This is a genomic window from Achromobacter sp. (assembly GCF_057314935.1).
In genome coordinates, this window is sequence record NZ_DBHKZA010000045.1 from 37,613 (window position 1) to 51,196 (window position 13,584).

Annotated in this window: 12 protein-coding genes; 8 read left to right on the plus strand and 4 right to left on the minus strand. The window is 67.0% G+C overall.

Going from position 1 to position 13,584, the window contains the following annotated elements; genetic code table 11:
- The first annotated feature begins 227 nt into the window (after positions 1-227).
- The 3 genes from ACO6D5_RS17630 (at position 228) to ACO6D5_RS17640 (ending at position 3,302) form a co-directional block, all read left to right on the plus strand.
- Entirely contained in the window at positions 228-1,139 is a 912-nt protein-coding gene (locus ACO6D5_RS17630) for a LysR substrate-binding domain-containing protein (RefSeq protein WP_315528017.1), read from the plus strand.
- 124 nt (positions 1,140-1,263) lie between these two features.
- Complete coding sequence (locus ACO6D5_RS17635) at positions 1,264-1,935, plus strand: hypothetical protein (protein ID WP_485826072.1); 672 nt, start codon at positions 1,264-1,266, stop codon at positions 1,933-1,935.
- Positions 1,936-1,982: 47 nt separating this feature from the next.
- Positions 1,983-3,302, plus strand: a complete 1,320-nt coding sequence (locus ACO6D5_RS17640; protein WP_315528015.1) for an MFS transporter — start codon at positions 1,983-1,985, stop codon at positions 3,300-3,302.
- 80 nt (positions 3,303-3,382) lie between these two features.
- Here ACO6D5_RS17640 and ACO6D5_RS17645 read toward each other — a convergent pair whose 3' ends face one another.
- The 4 genes from ACO6D5_RS17645 to ACO6D5_RS17660 form a co-directional block, all read right to left on the minus strand.
- The gene (locus ACO6D5_RS17645) at positions 3,383-4,372 is read right to left on the minus strand and encodes a D-2-hydroxyacid dehydrogenase (protein ID WP_485826073.1); all 990 of its coding nucleotides are present in this window, start codon (positions 4,370-4,372) and stop codon (positions 3,383-3,385) included.
- A 6-nt stretch (positions 4,373-4,378) separates the two neighbouring features.
- On the minus strand, positions 4,379-5,338 hold the full coding sequence (locus tag ACO6D5_RS17650) for a Bug family tripartite tricarboxylate transporter substrate binding protein (RefSeq protein ID WP_485826074.1): 960 nt from the start codon (positions 5,336-5,338) through the stop codon (positions 4,379-4,381).
- Between the two features lie 81 nt (positions 5,339-5,419).
- Positions 5,420-6,220 carry a class II aldolase/adducin family protein gene (locus tag ACO6D5_RS17655; protein ID WP_315528010.1) on the minus strand — a complete coding sequence of 267 codons (801 nt, stop codon included), beginning with the start codon at positions 6,218-6,220 and terminating at the stop codon, positions 5,420-5,422.
- 106 nt (positions 6,221-6,326) lie between these two features.
- Positions 6,327-7,253, minus strand: a complete 927-nt coding sequence (locus tag ACO6D5_RS17660; RefSeq protein ID WP_315528009.1) for a LysR substrate-binding domain-containing protein — start codon at positions 7,251-7,253, stop codon at positions 6,327-6,329.
- A 212-nt stretch (positions 7,254-7,465) separates the two neighbouring features.
- Here ACO6D5_RS17660 and ACO6D5_RS17665 point away from each other — a divergent pair, with 212 nt between their 5' ends.
- The 5 genes from ACO6D5_RS17665 (at position 7,466) to ACO6D5_RS17685 (ending at position 13,448) form a co-directional block, all read left to right on the plus strand.
- Positions 7,466-8,764: an imelysin family protein gene (locus tag ACO6D5_RS17665; RefSeq protein WP_485826075.1), complete on the plus strand. Its 1,299-nt coding sequence runs from the start codon at positions 7,466-7,468 to the stop codon at positions 8,762-8,764.
- Positions 8,761-10,278, plus strand: a complete 1,518-nt coding sequence (locus ACO6D5_RS17670; RefSeq protein WP_485826076.1) for a di-heme oxidoreductase family protein — start codon at positions 8,761-8,763, stop codon at positions 10,276-10,278. Before ACO6D5_RS17665 ends, ACO6D5_RS17670 begins: the two co-directional genes overlap by 4 nt.
- Positions 10,278-11,366 (plus strand): imelysin family protein, encoded by a 1,089-nt coding sequence (locus ACO6D5_RS17675; RefSeq protein ID WP_485826077.1) that lies wholly within the window; start codon positions 10,278-10,280, stop codon positions 11,364-11,366. The genes ACO6D5_RS17670 and ACO6D5_RS17675 overlap by 1 nt, the downstream gene beginning before the upstream one ends.
- Positions 11,356-12,468, plus strand: a complete 1,113-nt coding sequence (locus ACO6D5_RS17680) for a DUF1513 domain-containing protein (protein ID WP_485826078.1) — start codon at positions 11,356-11,358, stop codon at positions 12,466-12,468. Before ACO6D5_RS17675 ends, ACO6D5_RS17680 begins: the two co-directional genes overlap by 11 nt.
- A 122-nt stretch (positions 12,469-12,590) precedes the next feature.
- Positions 12,591-13,448: a mechanosensitive ion channel family protein gene (locus tag ACO6D5_RS17685; RefSeq protein ID WP_315528005.1), complete on the plus strand. Its 858-nt coding sequence runs from the start codon at positions 12,591-12,593 to the stop codon at positions 13,446-13,448.
- The last annotated feature ends 136 nt before the right edge of the window (positions 13,449-13,584 follow it).

The window sequence follows — 13,584 nt, forward strand, 5'->3', positions numbered from 1 at the left end:
CGAGCCCACGCCCTATGGCGGACGCATTCCCGCGCGTCGGGCTGGTGCCTGCCATGAACCACTTTGGTGCATGGCGCACCAATGAAGGGGACACAACAGGTCGCGGACCCCAGTGCAGGCCCGCATCGGGGCGGTTAGGCGGTAGCATGTACGCGGACCGGGGCTTGCCGCCCCGGGCGTTTGAAGCAGACGGGAAAAAGGGCGCCGCCACGCGGCGCCGGTTCAAGATGAATACGCGTTTTGTCGAAGCATTTCTGTGGTCGGCGCGGCTGGGCAGTTTCCGGGCCGCCAGCGACCGTCTCCATATCACTCAGGCGGCGGTGGCCAATCGCATCGCCTCGCTGGAAGAAGACATCGGCGCGCGCTTGTTCGAGCGCGACGCCAAGGAACTGCGCCTGACCGCCGTCGGCACCCGGCTGTTGGACTACGGCGAACGCCTGCTGGAAATCCGCCAGCAGATCCTGTCGCTGGGCAAGCGGGGCGACGAGGTCTTCGGCCTGGTGCGCATCGGCGCGATCGAAACGGTGGTGCACACGTGGCTGATCGGCTTTTTGACGAACCTGAAGTCCACCTACCCGGGCATCGAAGTGCAGTTGACGTCCGAGACCACGCGAGCGCTGCACCGGGGCCTGCGCGAAGGCGCCCTGGACATCGCGCTGCAGACGGACCTGCTGAACGACCCCGGCATCATCAGCACGGCCTGCCTGCCCATGGAAATGGGCTGGGTGGGACGCGCGGGCGACGAGGAATCGCTGTCCGTGCAGCAACTGCTGAGCGAACCGGTATTGACCATGAGCCCCGGCTCGCAGCCGCACGAAGCGCTCAAGGCCTTGTACCGCGAGGCCGGCATGCCGCAGGGCAAGGTGCATTGCGTCAGTTCCATTTCGGCCTTGGCGCGTCTGGTGAAAAGCGGCTTCGGCCGCGCGCTGGTTCCGCTGCCGCCCATCTACGAGTATGTGGCGCGCGGCGAAGTGCAGGTGATCCGCAGCGATATGCCGGTGCCGCCGCAACTGCTGGTGGTGAGCTATGTGGAAAGCGCCGGGTCGGACGCCATCCGGCTGGTCGCGGAACTGGCCAGCCGGGCGTCCGACCAGTTCACGACCTCGGTCGCGGAACCGCGTTTCGGATCCGCGCAATAGTGTTATCCCTAGGGTAGCGCTCAGTAATTCTGTTGCTGGAAGGAAGAATTACTCGTTTGTCCCTGGCCGGCCTGGCGGATGAAGATGTGGCCTTCTGAAATTGAAGGAACGCTGGTCTTCCGCTATGAGCCACTCCGCCGCATCCGATTCGACTCCCAATGGCCTGCTCTTCGTCGCCTCCGACGTCGGGGCCGCCGATGAACCTGATTTCAACCGCTGGTACGACCGCGAACATGTCGAAGAGCGCGTGCGCATCCCCGGCTTCCTGTCGGGCGCGCGTTACGTGTCGCGCAGCGGCGGCCGCAAGTACCTGGGCCTTTACCGCACCGAATCGCTGGCCGCCTTCACCACCGCCGACTACCGCGCTGCCTTTGAACGCCAGACGCCGTGGTCGATCGCCAACCTGGACCGCATGCGCGACCCGATGCGCCGCGTCTGCGCCGTCGAGGCCGTGACGGGCTTCGGCAGCGGCAGCCAGTTGGTCGTGCTGCCCTTGCCTGGGGTCGACGACGCGGCGGCGTTGATCGCCGAAGCCCGGCAAGTCGGCCAGGTCCTGTCCCAGGCAGACGGCTTCGTTCAGTCCTATTTGCTGGTGCCCGACACCACGCTCAGCACACCGTTGCCGCGCGAATCCAAAGACAACCGCCAGCTCGCGCCCCTGTTCGTTGTCGAGGCCAGCACCGAGCCCGCCGCGCATGCCTTGCGCGAACAGGCGGCCAGCGCTTTCAAGTCGGATCCGGCGGATGGCTGGCTGCTTGAACTGGGCTGGAAGCTGAACGCGTCGGACCTGCGCTGAACACGGCCACGCCCGACTCTCTACCGATACACAACAAGGGGAAATCCATGGCAGAACATGCCTTGCACGCCGCGAAGGCGGCCCACACTGCGGCGACGCCCAACAAGATGCGCCGGCTGGCCATGGCCAGCTCGGTCGGCACCACGCTGGAGTGGTACGACTTCACCATCTACAACCTGATGGCCGCGCTGGTCTTCAATTCCATCTTCTTCCCGTCCTTCGATCCCTTGACGGGCACGATCCTGGCGTTCTCCACCTATGCGGTGGGCTATGTGTCGCGGCCCTTGGGCGGCTTCGTATTCGGGCACCTGGGAGATCGTCTGGGGCGCAAGTTCGTGCTGGTCGCAACGCTGGTCATCATGGGCATCTCGACCGGGCTGATGGGCCTGTTGCCCACGTATGCCTCGTGGGGCGTGTGGGCGCCGGTGGCGCTGGTGGCGCTGCGCTTCGTGCAGGGCGTGGCTCTGGGCGGGGAATGGGCGGGCGCGGTATTGCTGTCGATGGAACACGGCAAACCGGACCAGCGCGGCCGGAACGCGTCATTCACGCAGGTCGGCCCGTCGTGCGGCACGCTGATCGGCACCGGCTTCATCGCCCTGGTGACGGCTTTTGTCAGCGCCGAGGACTTCCAGGCCTGGGGCTGGCGCATTCCGTTCGTGTCCAGCGTGGCGCTGGTGATGTTCGGCCTGTGGCTGCGCCGCGGCGTCGAGGAAACGCCCGTGTTCCTCGAAATGGAAGAAAAGCGCGAGACCGCGAGCACGCCCATCAAAGAGGTGCTGGGCCAGTATTGGCGTCAATTGCTGATCGCGGGCGGTTCGCGCATCGGTTCGGACGTGCTGTATGCGCTGGTCGTCGTGTTCACGCTGACGTACGTGACGACCGTGCTGCACCTGTCCCGACCCATGGCGCTGACTGCCACCATGCTGGGCGCTGCGTTGAATGCGATTGCCGTGCCGCTGTGCGGCGCGCTGTCCGACAAGATCGGCCGCAAGCCGGTGTATCTGGCGGGTGCGGTGCTGGGCATGATCTGGGCCTTCGTGTTTTTCGTGTTGATGGATACGGCGCATCCCATCGCCATCTGCGCGGCGGTGGTGGTGGGCCTGCTGATCCATGCGTTGATGTACGGCCCGCAAGCGGCGTTCATCACCGAGCAATTTCCGGGGCGCGTGCGCTATGCCGGTTCGTCCTTGGCCTACACGCTGGCCGGCATCGTGGGCGGCGGCTTTGCGCCGCTGATCATTGCCAGCCTGTACAAGTCCTGGAGTTCGACACTGGCGATTTCGATCTACGTGGCCGCCGCGCTGGTCGTGACCGCGATCGCGCTGCTGGCGGCAAAGGAAACGGCCAAGGCGCCTTTGCAGCGTTAAAGGCGGCCGAGCCCTGAAGGTTGGCTGGAACTTCGGCCCGGACTCGTCGTCCGGGCCTTTTTTTTCGGCGTATCCGTGCGTCAGCCGACCAGCCTGTTGGCCAGGGGTTCCGCATGCGTCCATCGGCCCAGGTTCGCAAGGAACAGGCCGCGCACACGCGCGGCGTTGCCGTCCGAGAAGCCGGCGCTATGCGGCGTGACGATGGTGTTGGCCAGCGTCCATAGCGGGGATTCCGGGGGCAGCGGCTCTTGCTGGAACACGTCCAGGAACGCGCCGCCCAGGCGGCCGGCGGCCAAGGCGTCGATCAGCGCGGCTTCGTCGATGACATGGCCGCGGGCCACGTTGACGATCGACGCGTGCGCGGGCAGGGCGGCCAGCGCCTGGCGGTCCACCAGTTCCCGCGTGGCCGGTGTCAGCGGGCAGGCCAGCACCAGCCAGTCCGCGCCGGGCAGCAGCCCCGCCAGGGCCTGGTAGGTAACGGTATGCCGCGCCTGGCGCACGGGCGTGTCGGAGTGACGCGCGACCGACAGCGTCAGGCCCAGGGCAAGCAGCAACTCGCCGATGCGCTGTCCGATGCCGCCCCAGCCGACCACCACTGCATGCTGGCCGGCCAGGTCGCGCGGCGTGCGCGTGCCCAGCAGCGGACGCCACGCGCGTTCGCGCTGGTCCGCGGCCAGCACTGGCAGGCGCCGTGCCAGCGCCAGCACGCCGCCGACGGCGGTTTGCGCCACTACCGCGTCACTCGCGCCTTGCGAGGTAGTGATGGCGACGCCGCGCGCATGCAGGCTTTGATAGATCTCGCGGTCGGCGCCGGCCGAATGCACGTGCACCCACTGCAGCGCGGGCGCATGACGCATGGCCTCGTAATACCGTGCGGTCTCGGGCGTGATCTGGAACTTGGTCGACGCGCCCGTGATGTCGCGGGACACGAAGGCCACTTGCGCCTCGCAGGGCTGCCCGTCTTCAGGGTGGCACAGGATGAAGCGCGTGCCCGCCGCGGGCAACGCCTCGCGCAAGGCGGGCGCTTCGGCGGGCGAGCACAGGATGCGGATCTCTTGGTGTGGCGTCATGGGCGATCAGTTGGCGCTGGGTTCGAACTTGCGGACCAGCGCGGCCCACTTGTCGTGTTCCTGCCGGATGAAGGCCGCGAATTGGCCCGGTGTGCCGCCCACCGGTTCGGCCCCTTCATTCAGCATCTGCGCCTGTAGCGTGGGCAGGGCGGCGTTGACTTCGCGGTTGATCGTGTCCACCATCGCGGGCGGCGTGCCCTTGGGCGCGAAGAACCCGAACCAGGAGCCGGCATCAAAGCCCGGGTAGCCGGATTCGGCGATGGTGGGCAGCTCGGGCAGGGTGGTCGAGCGCTGAAGGGTGCTGACCGCCAGCGGCCGCAGCTTGCCGGCGCGGATCTGACCGATCACGGAGGGGATGGTGGCGAACATGAAGTCGATGCGTCCCGCCAGCAAGTCGTTGACCGCGTCGGCGCCCTTGTAGGGCACATGCGTGGCTTCGACATCCAACTGGTCCATCAGCATGTAGCTCGACAGATGCGAGGATGTGCCCACGCCCGTGGAGCTGTAGTTCAACTGGGGCGCCGTCTTCACGTACTGCAGGAAGCTCTTGATGTCCTTGGCGGGGGACGACGGGGGCACGACCAGCACGTTGGGCACGGTGGCGATCTGCACCATTGGGACCAGGTCCGTCAGGGGATCGAACGGCAGCTTCGCCAGCGACGCGTTCACCGCGATGGGGCCGACGGAATTGACGATCAGGGTATGCCCGTCCGGCGCGGCGCGCACGACGAACTCGGTGCCGATGTTGCCCCCCGCGCCGGGCTTGTTCTCGACCACGAAGGGCTGCCCCAGCTTCTTGGACAGCGAATTGGACATGCTGCGCGTCAGCGTGTCGGTCGTGCCGCCGGCGGTGAACGCCACGATGACTTTGACGGGCTTGTCGGGGTAGTCCGCGGCCATCGCTGGCAGCGACGTACAGGCGCACGCCGCCGCCGCAGCGGCGAGCAGGGCTCGGGCAGTGTTCATATCGTCTCCGTTCGTGGTTGTTGTCTTGGTATGTGCGGCGCCGTGCCGCCACGTCGGCCGGCGCCATGGAAAACGGCGGAATCAGTCGCGGAAGCCCGGGTCGATGCGATCCAGCTTGCGCAACAGGGCCGGCCATTCCAGGACGCCGTAGGGGCGCCGCGTGCCGGGCTGATAGTTGTTCCAGGTTTCTTCCAGCACGGCCGGACTGACTGCCCGCAGGGGGGCGCCGGTGGCCATCGCCGCCAATTGCGCGCGGCACGCCAGTTCCAGCCGGTGCATCCAGTTGAAGGCTTCGCCCACCGTCCTGCCGACGGTCAGCGCGCCGTGGTTGCGCAGGATCAGCGCCTCGCCCTGGCCCAGGTCTTGCAGCAGCGAGGCTTGTTCCTTCAGATCCAGCACGACGCCCTGGTAGTCGTGATAGCCGATCTTCAGGAAGCGCATGGCCGTCTGCGTCAGCGGCAGCAGGCCGCAGTCCAGGGAGGCCACCGCCATGGATGCCCAGCTGTGCGTGTGGATCACGCAATCCACTTCATGGCGCGCGGCGTGCACGGCGCTGTGGATCACATACCCCGCCTTGTTGATGCCGTAGTCCAGCTCGCCGAAATCGGGCTTGGCCAGGATGGTGCCGTCCAGGTCCACCTTGATCAAACTGGACGCGGTGATCTCTTCGTACATCATGCCGTACGGGTTGATGAGGAAGGCGTTGTCTTCGCCCGGCACGCGCGCCGAGATGTGATTGGCCATCATGTCGGCCATGCCATAGCGCTCGACCAGCCGATAACAGGCGGCCAGATCCACGCGGGCCTGCCATTCCTGTTCGGAACAATGCGGTCGCATGGAAGGAATGGGAAGCAAGCCCGGGCGTCGGGTGTCAGTCGTCATCAGCGTTCGAGAAGGTCCATGGCCGCAGCACCATGCCGCAGCGTCTACGAATGCAATTTATCCGCGGGACCTTCTGCGGCCTAGCCATGCGGCCGGCATGGGGGCATCACGAATCGAGAAGGGTCGCGCCGGGCCAGCCGCCATGGCGCACCTGCGCCCGCATCACGTCCACGAGTACCAAGCGCGCCGCCAGCGCGGCCGGCGACAGCTCGTCCTCGTTGATGCAATGCACGGCGTTGCGCCGGAACAGGAACGGGTCGTCGATCGGGTGCATGTTCAGCAGCCCGGCCTCGGCCCGCGCGACGGCGGCGCCCGGCTGGATGGTGGCGATGGCGTTGGCCTGTACCAGGTCCATCAAGGTGGTCAGCCCGTCCACCTCGACTTCGACCCAAGGTTCGATGCCTGCGCGCTCGAATGCGGCCTCCACCCAGGCGCGCAGGCCATGCGCCTTGCTGGTGACCGCCAGCGGCAAGGCCGCCAGTTCGGCGATGGTGACGGGTTCACCGTCGGGCAAGGCGAACATGCCCCGCCGCGCCAGCAGGAACAGCCTTTCGTCCAGGACGGGGATCGTGCTGCGCGCCTGTCCGCTGTCGTTCTGGAACAGCACGGCCAGGTCCAGCCGGCGGTTGTTGAGTTGTTCGCCCAGGTTGCCCGACAGGCCTTCGACCAGGTGCAGCCGCACGTTGGGATAGCGCTCGGCCATCGCGGCGTAGAACGGCTTGGCCAGCACGGAGGCGGTCGTGGGGGCGAACCCCACGCTGACCATGCCCGACAGGCGGGCTTCGCGCGCGGCGGCGATGGCGTTTTCGGCGTGGCGCAGCGTCAGCCGCGCCTGCCGCAGGAACGCCGTGCCGGCGGCCGTGGGGACGACGCCGGTGTGCGTGCGCATCAGCAGCCGCGTAGCCAGTTCGCTTTCCAGGCGGCTGATCTGCTGGCTCAGCGCCGAGGCGACCACGCCCAGATCTCGCGCGGCGCGGCCGATGCTGCCGAGCTCGGCCACGCGGACGAAATAGCGGAGTTGACGGAGTTCCATGGCGACAAAATGAGGGACGGGGAATGCCGGATAGTAGCGGCCGCCAACCGCTTTCAGCGTGGTTTCGTCCTTGGTTGGCGTTCAAAAAAACGTCAGGTATCTGACTCTGCGCTGAATATCAAACGAAAATTGTTTACACTCGCATCCACAAAATTGAAGTCGGAACGGCCCGCCGCGGGGGCGGAGACCGTTCGAGTTACGGGAGAAAGTCGATGCGCAAGTTGCTTTTGGGTGCGGTGCTGGCCGCCGCGGTATTCGGGGGAACGGCCCACGCCGCGGTCGAGCCCAAGGCCGTGGTTGCCACCTATTCGGATCTGGCGTTGGCGGGCTATGAAGACTCGCTGACTGCCGCCAAGACGTTGCGCACCGCCATCAATGCCCTGGTCGCCAAACCTAGCCCTGAAACGCTGAAGGCCGCGCGCGAAGCCTGGCTGGCGGCCCGGGTGCCGTATCAGCAGACCGAGGCCTACCGCTTCGGCAACCCCATCGTCGACGACTGGGAAGGCCGCGTGAACGCCTGGCCGCTGGACGAAGGCCTCATCGATTACGTGGACGCCTCCTACGGCACCGAAAACGACGAGAACGCCTATTACGCCGTCAACGTCATCGCCAATTCCAAGCTCTCGGTGGGCGGCAAGACGGTCGACGTCAGCAAGATCACGCCGCAGCTGCTGTCCGAAGTGCTGCACGAGGCCGACGGCAACGAGGCCAACGTGGCCACGGGCTATCACGCCATCGAGTTCCTGCTCTGGGGCCAGGACCTGAACGGCACGGGCCCCGCGCCGGCCGACCGCAAGGGCACGCCGCAAGAACGCCATTCGGGCAACCGTCCGCACACGGACTTCGACACCAAGCAATGCACCGGCGGCAACTGCGAACGCCGCATCGAATTCCTGAAGGCCGTGACCGACCTGCTGGTGACGGACCTGGAAGAAATGGTGGGCAACTGGAAGCAGGACGGCGCCGCGCGCAAGGCCGTCGAAGAAGATCCCAAGGCGGGCCTGATCGCCATGCTGACCGGTCTGGGCAGCCTGTCGTACGGCGAATTGGCCGGTGAACGCATGAAGCTCGGCCTGATGCTGCACGATCCCGAAGAAGAGCACGATTGCTTCTCGGACAACACGCACAACGCGCACTACTACGACCAACTGGGCATCCGCAACGTCTACCTGGGCGCCTACACCCGCATCGACGGCAAGGAAGTCAAGGGCGCCAGCCTGTCTGAACTGGTCAAGGCCAAGGATCCGAAGCTGGACGCCGAAGTGCGCGCCAAGCTGGACGCCACGGTGGCGGCCATGCAGGCGATGAAGACGCGCGCCGAAACGATCGAAACCTATGACCAGATGATTGCCGACGGCAACAAGGAAGGCAACGCGATGGTGCAGGCCGCCATCGACCGCCTGGTGGACCAGACCCGCAGCCTGGAACGCGTGATCGCGTTGCTGGACCTGGGCAAGGTCGCCATCGAAGGTTCCGACAGCCTGGATAAACCCGACGCCGTATTCAAGTGAAACTCGTATTAGCCGCCGTACTGGCGGCGTCGGCTCACGCCGGCGCCGCCGCCGCATCTGAAGTGCCCGCCGGGCGTGATGACCTGACGCCCGAAGACCAGAAACGCGTGACCGCCATTACCGCGCCCACGCGCGATTTCTCCAAGGTGGAAACCTTCGAGACCATGCAGGCCGGGGCGGGCACGACCAACAAGCTCATCAACGCCGATATTTTTTCGCAGCCGTCGGCCAACATGAGCTTCGAGGGCAGGCAGGAATTCCAGGTCGGCAACGGCCTGTTCCGCAAGGACTGGGTGTCGGCGCCTGCTTCCACGCAGGCGTCCGACGGTCTGGGGCCGCTGTTCAACGCGCGGTCGTGCCAGGCCTGTCATACCAAGGACGGACGCGGCACGGTGCCGGGCTTCGATCCTTTGGAGCGCACGGACGCGGTGGCGCTGCTGCTGCGCCTGGCCGTGCCAAGCGGCCCCGACCGCGGCCACCCCAAGCTTGCCGCGGGCGAACTTGCGGCGTTGCCAGAACCCGTCTATGGCGTGCAATTGCAGAACTTCGCGGTGGCGGGCCTGCCCGCCGAAGGCCGCATGGAGATCGAGTACGAGCCCATCTCGGTCGCGCTCAACGGGGGGGAGACCGCCACGTTGATGAAGCCCACCTACCGCATCGAGAACCTGGGCTACGGCCCGATGCGCGCCGACACGCAGATCTCGCCGCGCCTGGCACCGCCCATGATCGGGCTGGGGTTGCTGGAATCCATCCACGAGGCCGACATCCTGGCCAACGTGGGCGCGGACAAGCGCGACGGCATCGTCGGCAAGGCCAATTGGGTCACGGATGCGCGCACGGGCGCACGCGTGCTGGGCCGCTTCAACCTGAAGGCCGGCCAACCGACGGTCGAACAGCAAAGCGCCGCCGCGTTCTCCAACGACATGGGCCTGTCCACGCCGATGTTCCCCAAGCACTCGGGCGATTGCACGCCTGCGCAGAAGCAGTGCCTGGACATGCCCCACGGCGCGCAGCCGCGCTTCGGCCCCGAGGAAGTCCCGGCCAAGCTGATGGACTTCGTCACGGTCTATTCCACCAATCTGGCCGTGCCGGCGCGACGCGACGCGGACGACGCGCGCGTGCTGGCGGGCAAGAAGCTCTTCTACGAAGCCAATTGCGTGGCCTGCCACGTGCCCAAGTACGTGACAAGCCGCAATGCCAAGCAGCCGGAGCACCGCTTCCAGCTGATCTGGCCCTACACCGACATGCTGGTGCATGACATGGGCGACGGCCTGGCCGACGGCGTGTCCGACGGCGAAGCCAACGGCCGCGAATGGCGCACGCCGCCGCTGTGGGGTATCGGCCTGACCAAGACCGTGAACCCCAATGCCACCTGGCTGCATGACGGGCGCGCCCGCACGCTGCTGGAAGCCGTGTTGTGGCATGACGGCGCGGGCAAACCCGCGCGTGACCGCGTCGTGGCGATGACGCCCGAAGAACGCGCCGACCTGATCCGTTTCCTGGAGTCGCTGTGATGGCCCGATCCTTCCAGCCTGTGTTCAAGCATGCCTTGGCGGCCATGTTGCTGGCGGCCGCGCCCGTGGCCGCGCAAACCCAATTGCCCGCCGACTTGGGCGAACGCCTGGCGCGCGATTACGCCCGCCCGGCGGTGGGCAAGATGGTGGATGCCGCCGACGCGCTCAATGGCGCGCTGGGCGGCTGGTGCGCCAAACCGGATGCGGCCGGCGCCACGCGCGTCGGCGACGCGTTCGCGAACGTCGCCCTGGCCTGGTCGGGCGTGGAGATCCTGCGCTTCGGCCCGCTGGTGCAGGCCAACCGTTTCGAGCGTCTGGCCTTTTGGCCGGACACGCGCGGCGTGATGCCCAAGCAGGTGCAGCAGCTGATCGCGGCTGGCGACCCTGCGGTGTTGGCGCCGGGCGCGTTGGCGGGGCGTAGCGTCGCGGTGCAGGGGTTGCCCGCGCTGGAGTACCTGCTGTACGGCGAGCCTGCGCTGCTCAAGCAGACCGATGCGCCGACGTTTCCCTACGCGTGCGGCTACGCCCGCGCCGTGGCGGCCAACGTCGCGACGATTTCCGGCGACGTGGCGCAGGCCTGGAGCGCCGAGGGTGAATTCGGCCGCCAGTTCGCCAAGCCGCAAGCCGGCAACGACCTGTACCGCGATCCGCAGGAAGTGGCGGCCGAGGCCATGAAGGCCTTGTCCACCGGGCTGCAGTTCGCGCGCGACGTGAAGATCCTGCCGGTGCTGGGGGAATCGCCCGAGGCGGCGCGTCCCAAGCGCGCGGCCTTCTGGCGCAGCGAGTTGTCCACGCGTTTGCTGGCGGCCAACCTGGACGGCCTGAAGGCCTTCTATCAAGCCGGCGGCTATCCGCTGCCCCGCGGCGGCGATTGGATGGACGTCTCCGTGCGCGGCGAACTGCAGAATGCGGCGCAGACTTTGCAGGCCGTGCCCACGCCGCTTGAAGCGACGCTGAAGCAGGAGGACGGCCGCCGCCAATTGCAGTTGGCGTCGCTGACGATCAAGAACGCCAAGGCCATCGTCGACCAGGACCTGGCGCCGGCGTTGGGCGTCACCATCGGATTCAATGCGCTCGATGGTGATTGACCGCCGCCGCTTCCTGTCGCTGGCCGCGGCGCTGGGGCTATCTCCCGGCGCGGCACGGGCGGTGCTGCCCGCCGATGGCGGGCCGTTGTACTTGAGCGCGCGCAAGCGCGGCGGGCGCGACGAAGCGGTGCTGCTTGACGAGACCGGCCGCGACCGGCTCGTGGTGCCCATGCCGGCGCGCGGCCACAGTTTCGCCATCGATCCCGGCAGTCAGCGCGCGGTCGTCTTCGGCCGGCAACCCGGATTCTTCGCCGTGGCGTTTTCCTTGCGTGGCGGCGATGCGCCGCAGGCGCTGCCGATGCCCGACGAACGCCATTTCTTCGGCCATGGCGCGTTCGTCGGCGGCGGCCGGCTGTTGGCCGCCACCGAGAACGACTTCGAGGGTGGCCGTGGCGTGCTGGGCATCTATGATGCGTCGCCCGGCGGCGCCTGGCGGCGCGTGGGCGAATTCGATACCGGCGGCATCGGCCCGCATGAAGTGGTGGTGATGCCCGACGGCAAGACGCTGTGCGTGGCCAACGGGGGCATCCTGACGCATCCCGACTACGGCAAGCTGGAACTGAACCTGGACACGATGCGCCCGTCGCTGGCGTATATCGACGCCGCCAGCGGCCAGCTGCTTGAAAAAGTGGAACTGGCGCCCGAGCTGCATCGCCTGTCGATCCGGCACCTGGCGCTGGCGGCTGACGGTTGCGTGTGGTTCGGCTGCCAGTACATGGGGCCGGCGGCCGACCGCCCGGCGCTGGTGGGGCGCCATCGCCGCGGCGCGCAGCTGGAGTTGTTCGAAGGCCCGGTCGAGACCTTGCGCAACATGCGCAACTACGTGGGATCGGTCACGGTGGATGCCGCCGGCGCCGTCGTTGCCACCTCCAGCCCCGTCGGCGGGCAGGTGATCTATTGGGACACCGCCAGCGGCCGCTGCCTGGGCACCACGCTGCTGGCCGACGGTTGCGGCGTGGCGCCCGCGCGCGATGCGGGCTTTCTGGTCAGCAGCGGTTTGGGCGCGATGCTGCGCACCGATGCCGCGGGCGGGGAATCGCCGGTGCTGTCTCCGTCGCGCGAGGTGTCCTGGGACAATCATTTCCGCATCGTGCCGGCCTGACGCCTGCATCGCGCCTGCCGGGCGTATGCTTACAAAGCTTGACATACCTGGGCCGCATCGCGGCCCTTGGCTTATCGATCATCTGATACAGTTTTCGGTCGCAATTTTTCGCAGGAGAATCCATGGAAGACGCCTTGAGGGAATTTAACGCCTGGGCTCCCAGGATGGTGGATATGGGCATCAATCTGCTTGTTGCCTTGCTGATCCTCGTCATTGGCTGGTGGGTGTCGTCGCTGTTGGGCAGCTGGGTCCGCCGCGCGGCCACGCGTTCCAGCAAGATCGATCCCACCATCGTGCCGATGTTCTACAGCACGGTCGTCTGGGCGGTGCGCATCTTCACGGTCATCGCGGTCCTGGCGCGCTTTGGCGTGCAGACGGCCAGCCTGATTGCGGTGCTGGGTGCCGCGGGCCTGGCGGTCGGCCTGGCTTTGCAAGGCACGCTGCAGAACATCGCCGCCGGCATCATGCTGCTGATCTTGCGCCCCATCCGCGCGGGCGAGTACGTCGCGCTGAGTTCCGGCGCGGAAGGCACGGTGGCCGAAGTGGGCCTCTTCCTGACGCGGCTCATCCAGGGCGACGGCATCCATCTGACGCTGCCCAACAGCACGGTGTGGAACGCCACCATCACCAACTACAGCCGCAACCAGACCCGCCGCCTGGATATTCCGGTGCCGGTGCGTTATGGCGACGACCTGGACGCGGTGGTGGCCAAACTGCAGAACATCGTCAACGCCCGCCCGGACGCGCTGAAGGATCCGGCGCCGCTCGTCAAGGTGTTCGACTACAAGGAAAACGGCGTCATCGTGAACGTGCGCGTGTGGGCCGAAACCAGCAAGTACTGGGACCTGCGTTGGGGCCTGTACCAGCAGATCCGCAGCAGCCTGGAAGAGGCCGGTTTCCAGCCTCCGATCCCGCTGCGCGAGATCCAGAACCCCAAGACGGCTGCCAAGGCCGACGCGCCCACGGGCGCCGCGACCTGATCCGCGGATCGGCAGGAATGCAAACGGGCGCCATCAGGCGCCCGTTTTTTGTCGCTGGTCAGCAAGCACGCGTAGCGTGCGCGGCGTGGGGGCCCTTTTTTTGTCGCCGGGCCGCCCCAAGACAAAAACAGCCCCC